Source organism: Persicirhabdus sediminis (genome assembly GCF_016595495.1).
In the GTDB taxonomy this organism is placed as follows: domain Bacteria; phylum Verrucomicrobiota; class Verrucomicrobiia; order Verrucomicrobiales; family Akkermansiaceae; genus Persicirhabdus; species Persicirhabdus sediminis.
Genome location: NZ_JAENIM010000047.1, coordinates 1 through 17,894, shown reverse-complemented (window position 1 = coordinate 17,894; position 17,894 = coordinate 1). Strand labels below are relative to the sequence as shown.

Below are 17,894 nucleotides of genomic sequence, written 5' to 3'. Positions count from 1 at the left end.
CCTGCGGGGAATCTTATTTGTTGCGGGCTATCCACGGGTTGCGCTCGCTGGGCTCGCTGAACCGCGGCTAAAATCCATAAGCCCTCCGGGCTAGCAGGTGGAAACCATGTTCTGAACCAATTGTGTAAATGATACTGATACTTATATCGGACTATGATTCGTCTGGCATGGCCTACAAATAATGCACGGCATTTTGTGGCTGATGTTTAGGCTCTTTATTGTAGCTATGCGGGTTTGCGTGGATTTTGGGTGAATGGAAAGTGGGTTTTTCTGGGGTGTTTTCAGCCAGCTGGGAATCCATTTCCCCTGCGGGGAATCTTATTTGTTGCGGGCTATCCACGGGTTGCGCTCGCTGGGCTCGCTGAACCGCGGCTAAAATCCATAAGCCCTCCGGGCTAGCGGGTGGCAGGTGGCAGGTGGCAGGTGGAAATCTTGTTATGAAGCGATTGTGTAAATGATGCTGAAGCTTTTATCATGCTATGAGCAGGAGCATTGGCCCGAGGTTTCGGAGTAACTCGTAAAGCCAATGTGTAAACCATGTGTTGAACACAAAGTGTAAAGGATGTCCTGACCGGTACCCATCTAGCTGGAATTCACTCTTCTCTCTTCACCCTTCTCTCTTCCTATGCTTGCGTGTGTGGCGGGTTCATGAGATTAGTTTGGCCATGCGGGTAATTTCTGGCACAGCAAAGAGAAAATCGATATCGGTTCCTGATGAGGTAGCGCGTCCGTCTACGGACCGGTTGCGCGAGGCATTGTTTTCTATTTTGCAGCAATTGCTGGCTGATGCGCGGGTCTTGGATTTGTTTGCTGGCTCGGGCGCATTGTCGCTGGAGTCGCTGAGCCGCGGTGCAAAGACTGCTACCTGTGTGGATGCGCATCGTCAGGCGACAGCGTGTATTAAGAAGAATATAAAATCGACGGGTCTGGCTGGTGCGCAGGTGGTGCAGGCGGATGTTTTTCGTTTTTTATCAACCGCTCGCCACAGCGAATACGAATTAATTTTTGCGGATCCACCGTATTATAAAAAATCTGGCGATCGGAATTTTGCCAATGAGCTATTGGCGGATGAAAACCTGCCGCCTTTGCTGGCTGATGGTGGGTATTTTATCCTCGAGGTGCCAACGCAGAGGCCGCCGCTGGAGCCGCTAGCTGGCTGGGAATTGGTGGATGAGCGGTCGTATGGTGCGTGTACGATTTTATTTTTCCGCTGGCAATCTGAGCTGGCTGAGTGATGAAGGGGTCTGAATTACTATGAACCGCGCTGGCGTATTATTTATTTATAACCTTTTGTTGCCAATTTTCTTTGTCATCGCCTTCCCTGGCTGGCTGGTGAAGATGTGGCGACGTGGTGGTTTTGGCAGCGGGCTGAGACAGCGGTTTGCTATCTACGATGAGGTCAAGGTGCGCGGTGGCATTTATATTCACGCGGTGAGTGTGGGCGAGGTGTTGATTGCTCTGCGCTTGATCGAGCAATGGCAGAAGCTTGACCCTGAGGAGAAGTTTTTGCTGGTGCCGACGACCTCGACTGGCCACGCGGTGGCGGTGGAAAAAGCTCCAGCTGGCGTGCAGGTGATCTATAGCCCGCTGGATTTCCCTTTTTTATTAAACCATTGTTTTTCTTTGTTTGAACCTCGATTATTAGTTCTGATTGAGGCGGAGGCGTGGCCAAACCTGCTGAATCGAGCTGGCAAACATGGCATCCCAACGGCCTTTGCAAATGCGCGTTTGTCCGAGCGATCTGAGGCTAGATTTAAGAAGTTTGCCGCGCTGACGAAGCCGATTTTCTCGATGATGGATTTGGTTTTGGTGCAAAATGATGCCGATCGCAGCCGCTTCGCATCGCTGGGAATTGCGCCTGAGCGCATTGAAGTTTCCGGTAGTATCAAGTTTGACCCGACGGGATCAGTGCCGCCAGCGCGGCGTGATGAGTTCCAGCTAGCGCTGGATGGCTTTGGCGCAGGCCGTCAAGTTGTACTGGTGGCGAGCACGCATACGGGCGAGGAGTTATTGATCGCCAACGAGTTCCTCAAGCTGGCTGGAAATCCGCTTTTGGTAGTGGTGCCGCGCCACGCTGAGCGCCGTGGTGAAATCATCAAGCAATTAGCCGAGATTGGACTGAAAGCGGTCGTGCGCAGCCGCGGCGAGGTAGCCAGCGGAGAAAAAGGTGAATATTTATTGGCTGATACAACTGGCGAGCTGAAGGACTGGAATGCCCATGCCGATGTGGTGGTGGTGGGAAAAAGTTTCTTAGGACGCGGCGGCCAGAACCCCGTGGAGGCAATATCTGCGGGGGTTCCCGTGGTGACTGGACCTCACATGCGCAACTTTGAGCCACTCGTCAGCGAGCTGGAAAACACCGGCGCGCTACGGCGTCTGAGCTCGGCTGATGAGCTTAAGAGCTGTTTGTCTGAAATTTTATCTTCACCTGAGGGCTATATTCCTTATCTTAGCTCCGCCAATGAGGTCTTGCACTCTCATGAGGGTGCCACTATTAAATCAGTGAAAGCATTGCAGAACATCGCTTTGACTGACCCCGTAAATCCGTAAATGATACATCTCCAATGAGTAACGAAAATGAACCAGCCAAGCTAGACGATGCACTTGACTTGAGTGCGCTTAACTTAGGTCCAGCTTGGGCGCGCGACCGCAAAGATAATGGTGGCAAGAAGCAACCAAGACGTGAGGGTCAAGGAAAACGCGATGGTGATCGTGGACCTCGTAAGGGGCGCCCAGCTCGCGGAGATGGAGGCGGATATGAAGGTGGTGGCAGACGCCCACAGCGCGACGACAGACGTCAAGGTGGCCGCCCTGGCCAAGGCAACCGCCAAGGTGGTGGCCGTAGAGATTTCAACCGTCAGGACAACCGTCCTAAGCGCGTAGAAGTTCCCGCACCAGAAGGTTTCACCGCACAGATCCAAGCACTCGAAGAGGGCATTGACGGCATCGCTGCTGAAATCACCAAGACTGCAAGAACGCATTCTGTGTTTGAAATTGCATGGATGATCCTCGGATCTCGTGACCATTTCCGCGTTTGCTTCCAGTCTGAAAAAGATCCACTTTACCAGAGCCAAGCTGACCAATCAACCTGGCTCACAGAAGCAGAAGCCCTGCAACATTTCTGGACATCTGGCCTGTACAAAAAGTACTACGAAGAGCTGGTGATGGAAGTAGAGAAACCAGCTGGAAATTTCCAGGCGGTTGCTCGATGTGGCATCAGTGGTGAGATTCTCGGACCTCCGAACTACCACGCTTACCAGAAGGAACTGATTCACCTCCATCAGGAGCGTTTTGGCAATATGTCTTTCGAAGACTACAAAGCGAAGATCAGACTGGACCACTCAGAAGAGGCTATCGAAGAATGGCTCAAGCAAATGACTCAGCGCACGCAATACAAGCGCGTTGATGAAGCTGTGCTCAAGGCTGCTGAAGAAGCTGAAAAAGCGGCTGAAACGCCAGCTGCAGAAAAAGCCGAAGCTCCAGCTGAAGAAGCTGCCGCACCAGCGGAAGACGCCGAAGCTCCAGCTGAAACAGCCGAAGCCGTTGAATCTACTGAGGACGCAGCTGAAGAAGAAGTAGTCGCTGATGGTAGCGAAGATATTTTGGTTGATCGCAAGGTGATGGAAGCTGATTTCCTCAAGTGGAAGTTCTCCGAAGCCTACCGCATCAACAAGCGTGCCAGCGTTGTTGGTTCAGTAAACGCCAAGAACCTTTCACCAGGATTGCTGACATTGCTTAAGTCTGCAGTATTCGAAGAGCGCCGTTACCCAGGTAACCTCGCATCATTCCTATGCCGCCAGCTTACAGGCCGTCACCTCGCCGTATTCAAGTGGAGCAAAAAACTTCACTGTGGCCCATCTCGTCCAAAATCACCAGCTAGCGATCTTGTGATGGCTGAGCGCCCACAAGCAATCTTCAACTGGGTGACTAAAAACCCAGGTGGTGATGTGGAGCACATCTGGAAAGAACTTTGGAAAGAAGAAGTTACTGAAGAAGAGAAGCACCTTTGGTTCCACGACATGCACTGGCTGATCAACGAAGGATTTGTCCTCCTGCTCTCAGACGGCACACTCCACGTGGCCAAGGAGCAAGGCAAAACCAGCCAGCCTGCAAAAAAGGCGAAAAGCAAAAATGCTAAAGGTAAAAAGCCAGCTAACAAGAGCGACAAAGCCAATAAAAAAGAGGCCGCTCCAGCAGCTGAGAAAAAAGCCGAGACCGCTGAAAAAGTAGAAACTCCAGCAGCTGAAGAAGCCAAGAAGGCTGACGAAGCACCTGCTGCAGAAGAAACTAAGCAAGCTGAAGAAACTCCAGTAGAAGAGGCCAAAGCGGCTGATGAGACTGCAGCTGAAAAGCCTGAGTAATTCAAAAAATCAAATCGCTGGGGGCGGGATCAACGGTTGAACTCGACCCCCAGAATGCAGACGTCATCTGCGAAGCCCTGCTTGCCACCAAAGGCGCGAGCATCTTCGAGGATGGCGTCTAATCTTTTATTCAACTCCAGATGTGAGTGGCGCTCTAATGACTCCGTTAGCCCGCTATCTTGCCATTGTTGTTCGTCCTCATTCTCCACCTCAATCACACCATCGGTGTAGAGCAGGATATTCTGGATGTAGTCGTAGTAACCTTCGGACTGTGTATAGGTCACGTTAGGTAGCAGACCGAGCGCGGGTCCTGGCTGGGTGCACTCAGCTGGACGAACGATGCCATTTCTGCCCAATACTAATGGATAAGGGTGACCGGCAATCGCGGTTCGTGTGGTCGAGCTGTGCAGATCGACAACCATGTAGGCGGCAGTGGCAAACAAAGTGATGTCAGCGGTCTGCAGCGTATTGGTGAGGCCTTCGTTCAGCTGGCCAAGGAAGGTAGCTGGCTGGTTAGCATACTGGCGCGCTTTTTCCATCATGCCGCGCAGCATAGAGACCACCAGCGCGGAGCGCACACCGTGGCCCATCACATCGCAGATCAGCAGGCCAACAATGCCCGGTTTGATGTCGATGACTTCGTAAAAATCTCCCGCCATGTCGCCACTTGGCTGGAAGCGGTGGCTGAATTGCAAGCTGACTCCGTTAGCCTGAGCTGTTGGGAAACTTGTTGGCAGCAGGGCACTTTGAATTTCTCTAGCCAGCTTGATTTCGTCTTCCATCTCCTGGTTGCGACGTTTCAGCTTGGCGGCGGTTTTGATGAGCTTGGCTTGGGTTTCCACCATTTCGGTGACGTCAGAGGAAATGCCAAAGGTTCCCTTGAGTTTTCCTTTTCTATCAATCCACGGCATCTTTGAGGTGATCACCCATTTGTCGCCGTCGTCGTGATGAGTTTCGTGCTCTAGCTGGTCGAGGATAGGTTTGCCGGTTTCTAGAATGCGTTTCTCGTCAGCCAGCGCCTCATCCGCGTGCGATCCTTTAAAAATGTCCTGATCGGTGAGCCCCAGCGCATCGTCTGTTTTTTCAAAACCAAAGCGTGTGGCGAGTGATTTATTCACCACGACAAACTCGCTGAGCATGTTCTTGAAGAAGATGTTCATCGGCAAGTTGTCCGAGAGTAGGCGGAATAGATGCCGTTCATCCTGAAGCTTTTCCTCGGTGGTCTTGCGGCGGTTGATATCGATGATGGAGCCGGTCATGCGCACCGCATTGCCGGCGTCGTCGCGCTGGATGATGCCGCGGATACGCAGCCAGCGCCAACCGCTGTCGTGGTGCTTCACGCGGCTATCTTGAGAAAATAACAAACTGCCATTTTGCGTCAGCGCCATGGTGAGCGCCGAGCGGAAATCGTTGAGATCATCGCGGTAGATCATCTTCACGGGCTCTTTGAAGAGATGGGGCATGTCCTCTTGCTGGTAACCTAGAAAGTGCAAGACCCTATCCGAATAATACAGACTGTCTGAGGCAATTTGCCAATCCCAGATGCCTTCGTTAGAAGCTTTTAGAGCCAGTGTCAGTCGCTCAATTCTTAGTTCATCGGGTGATTGTGAGTTACTTGTGCTCATGATCAGTTCGCTTCTTTAACCCTAGCGCCTAGTCGGGGCATTAGGCAAGTACTTTACGATTCTGACTCAAAGATTAACAATTCTGCTAGCGTCAGCTTAATCCATTGAGCTGGATTAAAGAAATTTTTAAATACCGTTTAGATCCTGTTGGTGTTAGGTTGTTTTGTTAAGTCGTTGTGAATGCCTGTTCTAACGCCTTTACTAAACTCGTTTTGCGAGTTGTGTGATAGTTAGGTTAGTGTAAATTATTAGATAGATGACACATTAGCCAGACTCTAGCTGGACAAGCCCTAATGCTTAGGCATAACATTCATCTGTAATGAGTAACCCTAGGCACGTGAACTCCAGAAATAAACGCCCGAAGATATTAGTTGTAACGCCAGAAATTACTTACCTGCCTGCGGGTATGGGAAATATGGCGCAGAGAATGAGTGCCAAAGCGGGTGGTCTAGCAGACGTTTCTGCTTCACTTGTTAGCTCGCTTTATAAGCAAGGAGCTGCAGTTCATGTTGGGTTACCAAATTATCGCTCTATGTTTAATAGTTGCGATGTTAAAGTAGTTGGAGGTTTTCACGAAGAAATCAGCAAGGCGCTTCCTGAAAAGCGCATTCATCTAGCAGAAGATCGCATTTTTTATTACAAAAAGCAGGTCTATACAGATCACGAGAACCATTTGCTTTCACTGGCCTTCCAGCGTGAGATCATCAACCACATCATTCCATTGGTGCAGCCGGATCTAATCCACTGTAACGACTGGATGACGGGTCTCATTCCATCGGTAGCTAAAAAACTTGGCATTCCTTGTCTGTTCACCATCCACAATATCCATACGGAGAAAACGACAATGTCGGCGATTGAGGACAGGGGCATTGATGCCGCCGAGTTCTGGCAGCACTTGTATTTTGAAAAATCGCCTTATTCCTACGAAGAAGCGCGTGATCACAATGGCGTTGATTTGCTAGCCAGTGGTATTTTTGCCGCGGATCACGTTAACTCGGTGAGCCCAACATTTTTACACGAAGTGGTTGAAGGCCGTCACGGATTTGTGCCTGAGGCAATTCAGCGCGAACTGGCTAACAAGATGTATGCTGGTTGTGCGTCGGGTATCCTTAATGCGCCAGACGTTTCCTACGATCCATCCACTGACGAATACATTCACAAAAACTACAGCGCCAAAAATGTGGTGACTGGAAAGCGCGAAAACAAAGCGTTTTTCCAAAAAGCCATTGGCCTAGATGTTGACCCTAATGCGCCAATCTTGTTCTGGCCGTCGCGTCTCGATCCACTACAAAAAGGATGCCAGCTGCTAGCTGACATTCTCTACCAGCTGATTGCAGACTATTCGGATATCAACCTGCAAGTAGCCATCGTGGCTAACGGCGCGTTCCAAGTTCATTTCGAAAACATCGTTAATATGCACGGCTTGCATGGACGAGTTGCTGTGGTGCCATTCAGTGAGGCCATGTCTCGCCAGGGGTATGCTTCATCAGACTTTACCATGATGCCATCGCGCTTTGAGCCATGTGGTCTGCCGCAGATGGTTAGCCCGAAATACGGCAACCTCGCCATCGTTCACGACACTGGCGGCTTGCACGATACCGTCGAGCACATGTTCGCTGACGGATCTGAGGGCAACGGGTTCCGCTTCCAACACTACAGCTCAGAAGGATTGCGCTGGGCTATCAACGAGGCGATTGGGTTCTATCGTCACGATTCCAAGTTTAAGAAAAAGGTTCTCAGCCGCGTGATGAATGAAGCCGATGAGCGCTTCAACCACGAGACAACCGCCGCTGCCTACATCCAGCGCTACGAGCAGATGCTCGGTCGCCCAGTAGGTTATTCTGAGGAAATGGAAGTCGTCAGAGTAAATAAAGCCTAATCTAGCAATGGGCCGTAGCTTTGCTGCTGGCCCATTATTGTGCACTCGTATCTAGCTGATTATTTCCAGCTAGAAAGCAGATCAAAAAAAATGGCCGACCCTGTGAAGGATCGGCCAATTTTATGATCTAATTAAGTTATTTGCTGCTCTCTGGCAGCATGATGTCTAGCAGGCGGTTAATTCCATCTTTTGCGTACTGGCTGCCTGGATAGATGCGCTGGGCTTCTAGGTACCACGACATGGCTGAACCCACTTGTGGTTTGCCAAAGCGGCCTTCTTCAAGTTCTTGTGCGCGGGTGAGTGCGCGGGCGAGCTCAGCTGTGTTTGATGCGAGTTGTTCGATGGCGCGGCCGAGCTCAGCGTCTTTGCTAAATTCTGGTTTATCGCGCAGCTGTCTGAGTGATTCCCATGCTTCGTAGTCGAGGCCTTTTTGTGAATACGACTCAGCGCGTTTGAGCCCTTGCTCGATCACCATGATGTTAGTGATGATTTGCTCAATGGCATCGCGGCGCTGGATGTCGTCTTTCACCGCTGGAACAAACTCGTAGCGACGGTTGAAAATCTCACGATAGTTTTTATCAGCGAGTAAGCGGTCGAAGTCATTGACCAATGTTCCTGCTGTATCTAGCTGGCTGGCGCCGCGGTCGAGAAGTTCATCCAGCTCGTTGAGTTTTGGATTGGTTGGCCAAACTTCAGTAGCATTTTTCAGCTCGGTTTCAAACTTCGCCATGTCTTGTTGGAGTAAGGCCATCTTGGCGGCGCGAACGTGGCTGTTAGCTACGCGAGTATAGGCGGCAATAGCGCCATCCACAGCGGTGCTATCAAAGTCAGATGATTGCTCTTTCAAGCTCTGCACAATGATTTGAGCCTGGCTGTAGTCGTGCACATCCATGGCTTTAACCAATGAGAAAGAATCTTGCACGTACTCGAGGATGATGCGGCGCTGCTCAGCTGGCACCGTCTGCACGGATGCCATGAATTCACCAATGGCAAAAGCCTCCATCAGTCGGCGTGAGCCGTTGTGCAGCTCTTTGTGAGAGATGTGGTTATTGAAAGCCTCTACCAGCGAATCAGATTTGCGAATCGCTTCGTTAGCGGCAGAGTCAAGACCAGCAACGGTAGCCACGGTGCCCATGCCTTCGGAGAAGAATTTATCAACGTCAGAGCCTTTTTTGATGCGTAGCTTGTTGTCGCCATCGCCAAAGATCAGGTTGTAAAATCGGCAGCCCATCACAACGTGCTCGAAGCGGCGCTGTAAAAATAGCTGGGTGAGGAGACCTTGATATTGCACTTTGGCAGAAATGATAGCCGCTTCACCTTTGACGCGGTTAGCTTTCTGCATGGCTTCCAGCTCGAGGATGCGCTTGTCATAGTTGCGCAGTTCACGTGAGGTGATCACGCTTTTCGAGTTGTTTTGTTTGCCTCCTTTTTTCGAGCTGGTCGGTTGCGCTTGCTGAAGTTTGTTGCCCTCAGCGGTGATGTCGGCATTGCGGATCAGGCGAGATTTCTCCTTCTCCATGTCCTCCATCATATCCTTGAGCTGCCGTGAGTTCATCTTCGACAGCATCGCGGTATAAATTGCGTTACCTAATGAATCACAAATTTTGGCGTCGCCTGGGTAGGAGGCCGCTAGAGGCAAGAGCCTAAATCCTTCTCTGAGTTTTTGGCTCATTGGCGCGGATCTCTGCGGCGAAGTTGCCGCTAAGATGTCTTCGATCGCCTGACGGTAGCCGGTGGCTTCGTCGGATAAATTAGGCTCAGCTGCTAGGTACGACTGGTACTGGCTGCCTAGACGACTTTCCAATAGCGGAAAGGTCATGCCGCCAAAGGTGATAGATTCTTGGTTAGGATCGAGAAATGGGATCTCGTTGCCAATCGGCGAAGCTGCCTTTTCTTTCGGCTGGCGAACAATTGTCGTATCCCCACTAGAGGAGTTGTTAGCTGGCTGCTGCTGTGGCGTTGCTCCAGTTGGATTGTATACTTGAGCTGCTAGCGGAAGGCAGGTAGCCAGTAATATGAGAGCGCTTGATTTCATCTTGAAATAAAAGTTAGGTTTCTGGCTGGAAATTATTTGGCTTTGACGGCTACCGCGCGAGCGATGCCTGTGCTGACGATCTCAATGTGCATGGAGTACTGCAATCCACGCTCGATGTTGATTTCTCCTAACTCAGGAGGAATCACAACGGAGAGAGCTCCTGAGTCACCATTCGATTGATCAACCTGAACCGCAACCACTTGGCCGCGGTCAGCCGTCCAGCGCTGCTTGCTGATGACTTTGCCTTCGAGGCGGTATTGGTTGCCGCTTAGGCTGTTAGCGTTGTCGCGGTAATCAACAATGGGAATTTCTTGTAGTGTAGAGAATTCTTTGCTGCTGCTTTTTGACATGAAAAATCCAGCCGCCACGAGAGCGACGACGACCGCGATGCCAATGATCAACATAGGCGCCTGGTTGGAATTTTTTTTCTTAGAACGAGATCTGCGAGCCATGATAAGTTATAGTTCAGGAATGTGTATGGATTCTTGCTAGACGGGTTAGTCCCAGCTGTGGCGTTTGATGCCAATGTATGCGGCTACAATGCCAATGATTATGTGAATGGCCAGAACATATTGGCAGGTGAGCACTGGATTTAGGTCAGTTTCTATCACTGCTTTGACGGCATTTTTGTGGCTCGGCCCGAGGGACTCGATGCTGCCAGACCATGACCAGTATGAGGCAATGAACGGGCGGGTGATTTCAGCCAGTTTATCAGGCAAGGCCAAAACCGCTCCTGACAGTGGCAGCTGGAAACCTACCAGATAGATAGACAGCAAGGACGATTGCTCGGATGTTCTCATCAGCGCTGAAATGCCCAAACAGATAGAACTCATGGCCGCATTAATGAGGATGAGGAAAAGAATGTGATCGAGGAAACCTGCATGTGGCCCCTCAGGGAATGGCCAAAACTGCTGCACAAATACTGCCATCCAGATAGACTGAATCAATACCAGCGTGCCAATGAAGGTGATCTTGCTAGCTAGATAGGCGAGTGGTCTAACGCCGCCAAATTTCTCTTTTTCAAAAATCAGCCTTTCGCCGGCAATTTCTCTAGCTGAGTTGTTGGATCCCATCAGCGCTAACAGCACCACTTGGAACATGATGATGCCGGAGATCGCCGAGCCAATTTTCAGGTCACTAAGGAAGACACGGGATTTCTCCTGAATGTCTGCCATGCTTCCTTGGAAGGAGTCGGAGAGGTGAACGACGTTGACGTTGCCGCGCTCGTTGAATAAGGAAACGAGAATGGGGAAACCTAGCAAAATGGCTACTTGCAGAATGACTTGGCCACGGTCGCGGAAGAAAATTTTCCAGCGGCGGTTGAGTAGCACGGAGAATTGTTTGAAAATGCTAGGAGTCTCGACAGCTTCTGGTGCTTCTGAGATGATACCCGTATCTGTGCTGGTCTCTTCGTCAGGGTCACTGAGAGGACCGGTTTCAGCCATCGACCGGCTCACAGGTTTTTGTTTTTTTGTTTTTGTCTCGTCGCGCTTGGACGTGATGGTGTCATTTGTTAGGCTGCCGACGTCGGCATGAGCGGGCACTTTGAGCACGCCATCATCGATCAGTTTTTCACGGCGAGTTTCTAGCTTTTGATAAAATGCCTGTCTGTGCTTAAGCCATGAACTCTGCCATTTATCGGATGGTTGTTTGGCTAGCTTTGGATAGATTTCCTCAGTGTCATCAACCGAGAAGTAGTGGTTGAGACCTTGCGGGGGACCGTGGTAAGCCACTTTGCCTTCGTGAAGGACTAAAATTGAGTCGTAGAGCTCGAGGTGGGCTAACGAGTGCGTTACTGAAATCACGCTGCGGCCGTCTGTGCGTGAGAGTTGGTGCAGCAAACGCACGATGTCGCGCTCGGATCGTGGATCCAGACCTGAAGTAACCTCATCACAAAGCAACATACGCGGGCCAGAGACCAGTTCCATGGCTAAGCCTAAGCGACGTTTTTGTCCACCTGATAGAACTTTCACCTGGCGGTCAGCCAGTTGGTCGAGGCCAGTTTCTAGCAATACACTATCGATGCGGTGATCGAGCTCAGCGGCGCTGGATGTTTTTACCCGCAGCTGGGTGGCGGATTCAATGGATTCGTCGACGGTAAGTTGATCGTAGGCGATGGAGAACTGAGGCACATAGCCAATCTCAGATGGTTCGAAGTCCGCCTCGTGAACGAGATGTTTACCGTTCCAGTAGAGGTCACCTTCGGATTCTTCGTTCAGCCCTGCGATGGTTTTGAGCAAGGTGGTTTTACCGCAGCCAGAGGGCCCGACGATAGCCATGAAGTGTCCAGCCGGCACTTTGATGGAGATCTTATCGAGCAGGTTTAGAGGCTCTCCCTCTTTCTTGATGGTAAAGCAGACGTCTTTGAGTTCTAGCACGGTAGGTGATTAATGTTGAGGTGAATAATAATAACTTCGAGTATTAGGAAAAGTTGCTATCGGTGACGAGGATAATTCTAATTTTTTCTATGCCCATGGCCATATAAATACGCTCGACATTTATACATGCTTTCGTTTGATGAAGGCCTTATGCGTCAGTTCGTATTTATTGGTTTAGTCCTAGCGTCTTCAGCTTCATTAACTTTGTTGCCATCCTGTAGTGGAATTTGGTCTCAAACAGTGGCTCCCAATGAATACAAAGACTTGAAATCATTAGATTTAGCGGTGCAGACCAACCAGGTCACCCTGAGTAGTTTGCTCAGCCAGCTAGATGAAATTCTATCCAATGTGGATCAGCGGCACGCTGGCTATCAGAAAAAGTGGGACCAGCGTGGGTTTATCAATGCGCGTGAGTTTGATGAAATCGAGAGTTTGTTATTTCAGTTCAGTAAATGCCATTACGGTTTGACGGAAATTACGCGCTCGGTTGGAGGTCGTGAAGTAGTCGGTGAGCCAGCGTGGAAATTGGCTGAGTTGCGCGCTCACTTGTTAGTGATGGCTGCTCAATATGAACTCGTCTACGGATGTGCTAGAATTGTAGATACCTTTGCTAACGACGCGCTAGGTAAAGCGGCTATGAATAGTGCTTACGTGCGTTCTGACATTCCAGCTGGCCAGTACAATAGCTGGAAACGTGAGGTGATGAATTCCAAGCGACTGCGCCACGTGCATGAGTCGTGGCGGCTTCACCAGCTAGATGAAAAGCAAAACCCTGAGCTCTATCAGCAGATTAGGAATGACGCCGAGACCGGTGCTGAGTACAGCAAGTTGCTAGACGGTTTGCCTGGGCAATATGAAAACGCGGTGAGCTTGCTTTCTAAACTACAGGGCAAAGGGGTTCTATCAGGTATCGTGGAAGAAGTAGAACAGACCAAAGTGGCTGGTTTTTCCCGCAAGCTAGCAGCTGATTCAGCTGGCGCACGATATTCAGCTAGATCGCGAGTTTTTAAAGATGTTAGCCGCTTGAAAGATCCGCGGGCGAAATTGATCAGCTTCTCCGACCAGCAAAAAAGTGATCTGCACGGCGTGCTTGAACCAGGAGATATTGTGATGACTTATACCGCTGGATATATGAGCAATGTATTCATTCCCGGCGTATTCAAACATGGCATGACCTATATTGGTGAGCCAGCTGATAGGCAGAAGGTAGGGCTTTACGATGTGACTTATCCAGCGTGGATGAAAAAGCCTAACCAGCTAGATAGTTGGTTGCGCGAACCTCAAACGCTATCTGGTGAGCCAGCTACGGTGATAGAGGCTGTGGCTGAGGGCGTGAAGTTTAGTAGCCTAGATCACATTCTGGATACCCACGTGAACCGTCTGTGTGTATTACGTCCCAAGCTAACGGACTACGAGCGCCAGCTATTTCTGCTGAAAACCTTCTCCTACCTCGGCTACCCTTACGACTTCATTTTTGATTTCTCAGATGCTTCGCGGCAAGTCTGTACTGAGGTGATTTACCGATCGTTAGATGGTAAGGCTGATCTTGATTTCAAACTAACCAAGCGCGGAGGTCATTTAACGCTGACGGCAGATGACATGATGATCTATCACCTCGAGAATCCCGGCAAACATTTTGAACTAGTCGCCTACGCTGAAAAAGGGGCCAGCGGCAATGATGCGCAATTCAGCTACGGTGAGGAAGCTGAACGGCGCATCAGAGAGCTGCTAGATGAGATTGATTAGAAGGTGTACGAGGCCCCAAGAACTGGGCCGCTAGTATCAGTTTTGTAAACAAATCCGTCGTTGGAGTAGTCGATGTACTGGTTGCGGTAGGCGGCAATAATAGACCAACATTCGTTGATGTCGTAGCTGAGTGTCGCCATGGCTTGCCATGAAAAATCTGACGCGACGCCAAAACCTCCGACTTGACCAAACAAACCCGCTGTCCATTTCTCATTCATTCGGTAACTCCATTTTGCGCCAATGACAGGGTCTATCCAATCTTCAGATGTAGAGTCTTTGAATACCACTCTGTTGGGGCCTGTTAAAGTGAGGCCATTTTTGAGATAGTTGTACTGTCCGCCTACGAGCAGGTCGATAGTGGTGCGGTCGGTTTTATAAGCGCGGTATTTCATGCCGAGCTCGAAGCGGATTTGGGTGACGTCGAGGTCGACACTGTTGGAGATTGGTAGACTCGCTGAGCCATTGGCATTGATCTTCAAATACTGGAAGTCGCCATAGAACCCCCACTTGTCATTTTTCATCGCGTCAGCGTGAATGAAACCAGCAAATTCAAGGTTGCTCAGGATGTCAGAAAATGAGGCGTCGACGTCGGCAATGTTGCCATTAACTCCAACATCACCGGACAGGCCCGCTGCCCAGATGTACGGGGTGATAGAGTACGCCCATTCGCTTTGATTGGTATAGCTTGGCTGGATAGAATCTGAGATGTCGCCAGCTAGTAGGGGGGCTGTGCAGCTTGCTAGTAGGCCAAGTGAGAGAAATGATTTTTTCATAGCGTTGTAATTTCCTAAGCACGTTAGTCTAATGGATGAGTTCTATCAATTAGTAAATTTCTAGGCGGGCGCAAAAAAAACTGCCAGCAAGTGACTTGCTGGCAGTTATTGAAATCTGTTTATGTTTTTCTGTGAGTAGTACTAATGGATCTCCCAGATCTCACAGATTTGATTGTCTTCAAAGACGTCAGTTGAAAAACGGTCTGTTTGGCCGAGGTAAACAGCGCGAACTTTCTGATCTTCATCTTTAGCTAGATTAGCAATCGTAGCTACAAGTGTTGAGCGGTCAGCTGATAGTTTGCGGTTTCCCTGTGCGTCGCCAGTTTTTGATGCATAGCCAACAACCAAGAAGTAGGCGCCTGGTTGAGCTTTTTCCATAGCCGCTTTGATCATTTCGGCTTTGTCTGCTCTCACTTGCATATCGCCGTCGCCGAGGCTGGCATCGCCAGTGGCAAACTCCTGACGGTGGATGACCCAGGCGTTGTGGTTAATGCGGATGTTAGTGTATGCTTCTTGCAGCGCGTCAGGGGTGACACCTTCCATGTCTTTCAGTGCATGATAGAGGCGGTTAGCTTTTGGTGCTAACTGCTCAGCTGATTCAACGTAGAGGTTCTCGCGCTCAGCTTCAGCCTGAAAGCGCTGTAGTTCGTAGCGCATCTGATTCGTTTCGGCGCGTAGTTTGGCTAGTTCTTCTCTAGCGACCAGAAGCTCGGTACGGTCAGATGAATTCGCGAGTTTATCTTGCAGCTCGGCGATAGTTTGTTGCAGAGCTACGGTGTTAGCACGTTCGCGCTGGATGCGGTCATTGAGATCAGCAATTTGTGTATTGAGGATCATGATCTGGTTTTGCGCGTCGCCTGTGGCATCGAGTTTTGTCTGCAGCTCGGATTTTTGCGCAATGAGGCTTTGCACTAACTCATCTTTACCAGCTGTTTCTTGTTGGATTTCCACAAGGAGCTTGGCGCTATTTTCTAGTTCTTTAACTTGGCGTTTAGCAATCGAGGCCAGCTGAGCTGCGTCGGAGCTGAGGCTGTTGGCTAGCGCCATAGCTGTAGCGGAGTCATCTGACAATGGTGGTTCGCCACGAGCTGCACGCAGCGCATTGTATTCATCGCGCAGTGTTTGGTTTTTGCTTTTTTCGGAGTTGTAATCAGCCTGGTTAGCTTGATTCAATCCCAATGAGCCTTTCATAGAGAAGAGCAGCGTGACGAATAGCAAGATAACAACAACGATGAGGAAACCCGTGATTAGGCTTTGATTTCTTGGGGACTGGGTGGATGAATTTTCCATAATAACTAAAAGTTAGGGTGGGCAGGATGTTATAAATGATCAGGTAGCGTTTTTTTGCTCACTGCGCAACCATGCATTTATTAAGTGTTTGTTTGTTGCGATTATACCAGCTTCTGGTTGGGATCAATCCCTTGGTCTAGCGAACTAAATTCTCCAGCTAGATATTTGTGCAACGCCACAAAAGCGATCATTGCCGCATTGTCGGTAGAGAGAGCTGGCTGGCAGAGATGGAGCTCGATCCTTGCATTGTCGCAGGCTTTTTGGAGCTCTTGCTGCAATGTGCGGTTGCACGATACACCACCTGATAGGCTGATTTTGTTAACGCCAGATTTTCTAGCTGCTTTGATTGTCTTTTTCACCAAGACCTCAATAACAGCAGCCTGGAAGGATGCGCATAGGTCAGCAACTTGCTCGGGTTTTACGGCTCCATCATCAGGGTTGAGGTCACTAATGGTATAGAGCACAGCTGTCTTGAGCCCAGAAAATGAGAAATTGAAGTTAGGCTCTTTCATCATCGAGCGCGGCAGAGCAAAGGCAGCTGGATTACCTGACTTGGCGGCTTTTTCAATTTCAGGCCCGCCAGGATAAGGGAGGCCAATCATTTTTGCGACCTTATCAAAAGCTTCACCCGCTGCGTCATCTAGTGTGGTGCCGAGTAGCTCGTAGTCACCAAAGCTTTTCATGTGGATGAGCAATGTGTGGCCACCCGATACAATCAATGCGATGTTAGCTGGCAGTTCGCCTTGATCTTGTAAAAAAGGAGAGATCAAGTGCCCCTCCATGTGGTTGACTGCGATGTATGGTTTTCCTGTAGCTACAGAAAGTGCTTTTGCGGCAGTATTGCCTACTAATAGAGAGGACGCCAAGCCTGGGCCAGATGTCGCAGCAAAGGCATCGATATCCTGAATGCCAACTTCAGCATTTTCCAATGCCTGCTGAATCAATGGGCTCAGCGCTAGTGAATGGTTGCGTGATGCGAGCTCTGGCACAACGCCGCCCCATTTGCGGTGAATGTCTATCTGAGAGGAAATCTCCGACGCCAATATCTTGGGCTCGCCAGATTCATCGCGGTGGATGATGGCAACTGCGGTTTCGTCACAACTGGATTCAATAGCTAAAATAAGCACGTCGTCTGTATAGTGAATTTCAGCCAAAACGAAAATGCAAAATCTTCGAGATCGTCAGCCTACTAGAGAATCGTGTTTGTTGGCGGTGATTTCAGCTGATGACCAGCCAGCTGGGGTTATTCACCACTTATTCACATCGAGTGAGGCGGGATGCTTGTGGTGTGGCGGGTTTCTGGTTGGATTTTTTGCTGAATTGGCTGGCGGTTAGGCGATTTTGCTGGGGATGTGGTGGATGTTGATTTGGCAAAATTGTATTTTGGCCAGCTGTGATGCGGGTAGTTTGCTGGGGTGGTGGATTTTTGTAAAAATCGCTAAGGGTTGATTTTGTGGGCTTTGCGGGTGGTGGGTGAATTTTTTGTCACTTTCGGTGTAGTTTTATCTTGCGCAAATCCGAATTTTGAGTAGGTTGCGCCCCGCCAGCCGAAAGGGGGCACGAGAGAGAAGCAAACGCCGACGAGCTCCAGTAGCCAGTCGGGTTTTTTATCTCCTCGTATTAGTTCTTTTACAGAGTGTACTTAACTTAGTTCCTAGTTCTAAGCAAGGAGCGTGCCAGATGAAGCAAAGTAATTTGTGATTCTGACTAGTATGTTCAGAAGCGAAGAAATAACTAAGTGGAGTAGGAAAGATTGAATTGTGCGCTGTGCATTGCGAGATGTGCAGTATGGTTTTAAGTCTTAATT

General features: G+C 49.8%; 12 protein-coding genes. 5 read left to right on the top strand and 7 right to left on the bottom strand.

Annotated elements, in window-relative coordinates:
- Nucleotides 1-539: 539 nt before the first annotated feature.
- The 3 genes from rsmD to JIN82_RS15915 are packed head-to-tail and all read left to right on the top strand — an operon-like array spanning nt 540 to nt 4,361.
- Complete coding sequence (gene rsmD, locus JIN82_RS15925) at nt 540-1,235, top strand: 16S rRNA (guanine(966)-N(2))-methyltransferase RsmD (protein ID WP_325099530.1); 696 nt, start codon at nt 540-542, stop codon at nt 1,233-1,235.
- 19 nt (nt 1,236-1,254) lie between these two features.
- The gene (locus JIN82_RS15920; protein ID WP_200312666.1) at nt 1,255-2,550 is read left to right on the top strand and encodes a 3-deoxy-D-manno-octulosonic acid transferase; all 1,296 of its coding nucleotides are present in this window, start codon (nt 1,255-1,257) and stop codon (nt 2,548-2,550) included.
- Nucleotides 2,551-2,564: 14 nt separating this feature from the next.
- Nucleotides 2,565-4,361 carry a hypothetical protein gene (locus tag JIN82_RS15915; protein ID WP_200312665.1) on the top strand — a complete coding sequence of 599 codons (1,797 nt, stop codon included), beginning with the start codon at nt 2,565-2,567 and terminating at the stop codon, nt 4,359-4,361.
- A 29-nt stretch (nt 4,362-4,390) separates the two neighbouring features.
- Here JIN82_RS15915 and JIN82_RS15910 read toward each other — a convergent pair whose 3' ends face one another.
- Nucleotides 4,391-5,986, bottom strand: a complete 1,596-nt coding sequence (locus tag JIN82_RS15910; protein WP_200312664.1) for a SpoIIE family protein phosphatase — start codon at nt 5,984-5,986, stop codon at nt 4,391-4,393.
- A 319-nt stretch (nt 5,987-6,305) separates the two neighbouring features.
- Here JIN82_RS15910 and JIN82_RS15905 point away from each other — a divergent pair, with 319 nt between their 5' ends.
- Entirely contained in the window at nt 6,306-7,865 is a 1,560-nt protein-coding gene (locus JIN82_RS15905) for a glycogen synthase (RefSeq protein ID WP_200312663.1), read from the top strand.
- A gap of 136 nt (nt 7,866-8,001) precedes the next feature.
- Here the strand turns inward: JIN82_RS15905 and JIN82_RS15900 are convergent, their stop codons facing one another.
- Genes JIN82_RS15900 through JIN82_RS15890 form a run of 3 tightly spaced genes read right to left on the bottom strand, consistent with a single transcriptional unit; the run spans nt 8,002 to nt 12,278 of the window.
- The gene (locus tag JIN82_RS15900; RefSeq protein WP_200312662.1) at nt 8,002-9,900 is read right to left on the bottom strand and encodes a hypothetical protein; all 1,899 of its coding nucleotides are present in this window, start codon (nt 9,898-9,900) and stop codon (nt 8,002-8,004) included.
- A gap of 32 nt (nt 9,901-9,932) precedes the next feature.
- Nucleotides 9,933-10,352, bottom strand: coding sequence for a hypothetical protein (locus JIN82_RS15895; protein WP_200312661.1), 420 nt, complete (start codon nt 10,350-10,352; stop codon nt 9,933-9,935).
- 45 nt (nt 10,353-10,397) lie between these two features.
- Nucleotides 10,398-12,278 (bottom strand): ATP-binding cassette domain-containing protein, encoded by a 1,881-nt coding sequence (locus JIN82_RS15890; protein WP_200312660.1) that lies wholly within the window; start codon nt 12,276-12,278, stop codon nt 10,398-10,400.
- A 264-nt stretch (nt 12,279-12,542) separates the two neighbouring features.
- On the opposite strand from JIN82_RS15890, the gene JIN82_RS15885 reads away from it, so the two are divergent.
- The gene (locus JIN82_RS15885) at nt 12,543-14,024 is read left to right on the top strand and encodes a YiiX/YebB-like N1pC/P60 family cysteine hydrolase (protein WP_200312659.1); all 1,482 of its coding nucleotides are present in this window, start codon (nt 12,543-12,545) and stop codon (nt 14,022-14,024) included.
- On the opposite strand, the gene JIN82_RS15880 is transcribed toward JIN82_RS15885, so the two are convergent.
- The 3 genes from JIN82_RS15880 to tsaD all read right to left on the bottom strand — a co-directional run bounded on the left by JIN82_RS15880 (nt 14,021) and on the right by tsaD (nt 17,241).
- Nucleotides 14,021-14,797 carry an outer membrane beta-barrel protein gene (locus tag JIN82_RS15880; protein ID WP_200312658.1) on the bottom strand — a complete coding sequence of 259 codons (777 nt, stop codon included), beginning with the start codon at nt 14,795-14,797 and terminating at the stop codon, nt 14,021-14,023. The genes JIN82_RS15885 and JIN82_RS15880 overlap by 4 nt on opposite strands.
- 141 nt (nt 14,798-14,938) lie before the next feature.
- Nucleotides 14,939-16,087, bottom strand: coding sequence for an OmpA family protein (locus tag JIN82_RS15875; RefSeq protein WP_200312657.1), 1,149 nt, complete (start codon nt 16,085-16,087; stop codon nt 14,939-14,941).
- Between the two features lie 101 nt (nt 16,088-16,188).
- The gene (gene tsaD / locus JIN82_RS15870) at nt 16,189-17,241 is read right to left on the bottom strand and encodes a tRNA (adenosine(37)-N6)-threonylcarbamoyltransferase complex transferase subunit TsaD (RefSeq protein WP_234042110.1); all 1,053 of its coding nucleotides are present in this window, start codon (nt 17,239-17,241) and stop codon (nt 16,189-16,191) included.
- Between the last annotated feature and the right edge of the window lie 653 nt (nt 17,242-17,894).

Coding starts and splice junctions, on each gene's coding strand:
- JIN82_RS15875 (WP_200312657.1), bottom strand. CDS start 16,087: ATGGAAAATTCATCCACCCAGTCCCCAAGAAATCAAAGCCTAATCACG.
- JIN82_RS15905 (WP_200312663.1), top strand. CDS start 6,306: ATGAGTAACCCTAGGCACGTGAACTCCAGAAATAAACGCCCGAAGATA.
- JIN82_RS15880 (WP_200312658.1), bottom strand. CDS start 14,797: ATGAAAAAATCATTTCTCTCACTTGGCCTACTAGCAAGCTGCACAGCC.
- JIN82_RS15910 (WP_200312664.1), bottom strand. CDS start 5,986: ATGAGCACAAGTAACTCACAATCACCCGATGAACTAAGAATTGAGCGA.
- JIN82_RS15920 (WP_200312666.1), top strand. CDS start 1,255: ATGAACCGCGCTGGCGTATTATTTATTTATAACCTTTTGTTGCCAATT.
- JIN82_RS15900 (WP_200312662.1), bottom strand. CDS start 9,900: ATGAAATCAAGCGCTCTCATATTACTGGCTACCTGCCTTCCGCTAGCA.
- JIN82_RS15895 (WP_200312661.1), bottom strand. CDS start 10,352: ATGGCTCGCAGATCTCGTTCTAAGAAAAAAAATTCCAACCAGGCGCCT.
- JIN82_RS15915 (WP_200312665.1), top strand. CDS start 2,565: ATGAGTAACGAAAATGAACCAGCCAAGCTAGACGATGCACTTGACTTG.